Annotated in this window: 2 protein-coding genes and 1 pseudogene; 2 read left to right on the top strand and 1 reads right to left on the bottom strand. The window is 71.5% G+C overall.

Going from position 1 to position 2,882, the window contains the following annotated elements; all coding sequences use genetic code 11:
• The coding region (locus tag AC1DY2_RS18090) for a DUF559 domain-containing protein (RefSeq protein ID WP_476763672.1) at positions 1-908 on the bottom strand (908 nt) is incomplete at its 3' end.
• Between the two features lie 342 nt (positions 909-1,250).
• Between AC1DY2_RS18090 and eno the strand changes: the two genes are divergently transcribed.
• Together eno and AC1DY2_RS18080 are read left to right on the top strand one after the other, a co-directional pair.
• Entirely contained in the window at positions 1,251-2,531 is a 1,281-nt protein-coding gene (gene eno, locus AC1DY2_RS18085) for a phosphopyruvate hydratase (protein ID WP_309980017.1), read from the top strand.
• Between the two features lie 71 nt (positions 2,532-2,602).
• Positions 2,603-2,882: pseudogene (locus AC1DY2_RS18080) on the top strand (hypothetical protein); the annotation flags it as partial.

The following is a 2,882-nucleotide window of genomic DNA, read 5'->3' as shown; positions in this document are numbered from 1 at the left end:
CGCGCGCTGCGTGCGCGGCGGATGCGTTCGACGACCACGTCGGGGTCGCCGACGAGCGCCCGATGCGTGACCCGGATGATGCGCCAGCCCGCATCCTCGAGGAGTTCACGCCGTTCGATGTCGCGCTCCCATCGCCTGGCTTCACGATGGCCGTCGCCTTCGTACTCGATGGCGATGCGAAGTTCGGGATAGGCGAGGTCGGGATGCAGCGTGAGGCGACCTCCGGCGACCTCCACCGGGGGAGCGATCACCGGCTCCGGCAGGCCCGCGGCGAGGATGAGCAGGCGAAGCAGGGTCTCGGGCCTGGACGCGGCGCCGACGCGCATGCGTGCCAGTGCCCAGCGCGCGCTGCGCGCGCCGCGGCATCCGGAACCCTGCTCGACCGCTCGAGCGAGCTCATCGAGCGTCGCAAGCGGGGATTCGCGGGCGCGACCGTGCGGCGCTCCAGTCACGAGGTAGTCGCCGATCGCCGTCAGGTCCTCGCGGCGTAGGGTCGCGGCCAGCTGGATCCAGGCGGTGGTGGGCGTCACGATGGGCAGGCCGAATCGCATCACGGTCGGGAACGTCCGCGCGGAGCGGTGGCCGATCACGCCGTCGGTGCGGGGCCGCGTCGGGCCCGGACTCAGGACGTGAAGCGGGTGCGGCGAGCTGTGACTCGCCGGCAGGGGAGCGCCGAACAACAACGCGGCGGTCGAGTGGCTGAACGCTTCGCCCGGCCGCAGCAGCGGCTCGTACGCGATGCACGCGTCCACGATCGCGTCGAGATCCAGCCCGATGGAGCTCACCCCGGTGAACGGATGCTGGACGTGTCGTCCTCGAAGCCTCGCCCTGGTCGTCTCGAACGCGGCATGTTCGCTCGTGCGAATGGCCGCGCCCCGCGGCAAGGGCAGTCCTGGGAGGTCGCGCATGCGCACAGCGTGGCGCAACGACGATCGCGAGGTCGTCACCATTCCACAGGCCGAACGGCGGCAGGGAACGCGGATCCGGTCGTCCTGTCGACGAGTGGGCGATCTTGGCGACGGTGGGCGAGAAGCTCCGCCAAGATCGACCACTCGCGAAGCCGGGGCCACGGATGCCGCGGGCGGATGCCGTACACCCGCGGCATCCGTCGGGCCGACGCCCGCGGCATCCGTCGACGCAGCGTCGCGCCCCGACCGCGGTCGAAACACGAGTCGTGAGCGTTACTAGACTGGCCTGCGGATCACGACGGAGTCGTCCGACGCACACCCCCCATCACAGAGGAGTTCACTGTGGCATTCATCGAAGCTGTAGGCGCCCGCGAGATTCTCGACTCGCGCGGCAACCCGACCGTCGAGGTCGAGGTGCTGCTCGACGACGGCTCGCTGGCCCGTGCGGCGGTGCCCTCGGGCGCGTCGACCGGCGCCTTCGAGGCGTACGAGCTGCGCGACGGCGACAGCGACCGCTACCTCGGCAAGGGCGTGCAGAAGGCCGTCGACGCCGTGCTCGACGACCTCGGCCCCGCCGTCGAGGACCTCGACGCCGCCGACCAGCGCCTCGTCGACGCCGCCCTCATCGAGGCCGACGGCACCGACAACAAGAGCCGCCTCGGCGCCAACGCCATCCTCGGCGTGAGCCTCGCGGTCGCCAAGGCCGCCGCCGACTCGGCCGACCTCCCGCTCTTCCGCTACCTCGGCGGCCCGAACGCGCACGTGCTGCCCGTTCCGATGATGAACATCATCAACGGCGGCGCGCACGCCGACACCGGCGTCGACATCCAGGAGTTCATGGTGCTGCCGATCGGCGCGCCCACCTACTCCGAGGGCCTCCGCTGGGGCGTCGAGACCTACCACGCGCTGAAGAGCCTGCTGAAGTCGAAGGGCCTGTCCACCGGCCTCGGCGACGAGGGCGGCTTCGCGCCCGACTTCGCGTCGAACCGCGACGCGCTCGACTTCATCGCCGAGGCGATCGGCAAGGCGGGCTTCACGCTCGGCACCGACATCGCGCTCGGCCTGGATGTCGCGGCCACCGAGTTCTTCGAGAACGGCGTCTACCGCTTCGAGGGCAAGGACCGCACGTCGGCCGAGATGAGCGCGTACTACGGCGAGCTCGCCGCCGCCTACCCGCTCATCTCCATCGAGGACCCGCTCGCCGAGGACGACTGGGAGGGCTGGGCGGCGCTCACCGAGCAGCTGGGCTCGAAGCTGCAGCTCGTCGGCGACGACCTGTTCGTCACCAACCCGAAGCGCCTCGCCGACGGCATCGCCAAGCGCGCCGGCAACTCGATCCTCGTCAAGGTCAACCAGATCGGCACGCTGACCGAGACGCTCGACGCCGTGAAGCTCGCGCAGCGCGCCGGCTACACCGCGGTGCTCTCCCACCGCTCGGGCGAGACCGAGGACACGACCATCGCCGACCTCGCGGTGGCGACCGACTGCGGCCAGATCAAGACGGGCGCGCCCGCCCGGTCCGAGCGCGTCGCGAAGTACAATCAGCTCCTGAGGATCGAAGAAGAGCTCGGCGAGGCCGCGGTGTACGCGGGTCGCTCCGCGTTCCCCCGATTCACGGCCTGACCAGCCTGATCGTGACGGGGGCGGCCGTGGGGTCGTCCCCGTCGTGCTTTCCGGGAGAGTGAGGAGGGGCGATGCATCCGGATGCTCCGCGCCCTCCGCGCTCGTCGGGCGTGCCGCGTCGGCCCGCCAACGCCGACGCGCTGTCGTCGCCGCGCCCGAAGGCGAGCGCCGGGGGCACCACCGCCAAGCCGGGATCGTCCTCGGCCGGCAAGACCGGCAAGACCGGCAAGACCGGCGGCGCGAAGACCCCCGCGGCCAAGGCCGCGAGCACGAAGGCCGCCGGCGCGAAGACGCCCGCCTCGAAGTCCGCGCCGAAGTCGAGCACCACGAAGCCCCCTCGCGGCCGCACCC

The organism is Agromyces sp. P1_H4 (assembly GCF_056405255.1).
This window is presented reverse-complemented; position numbering and strand designations above follow the sequence as displayed.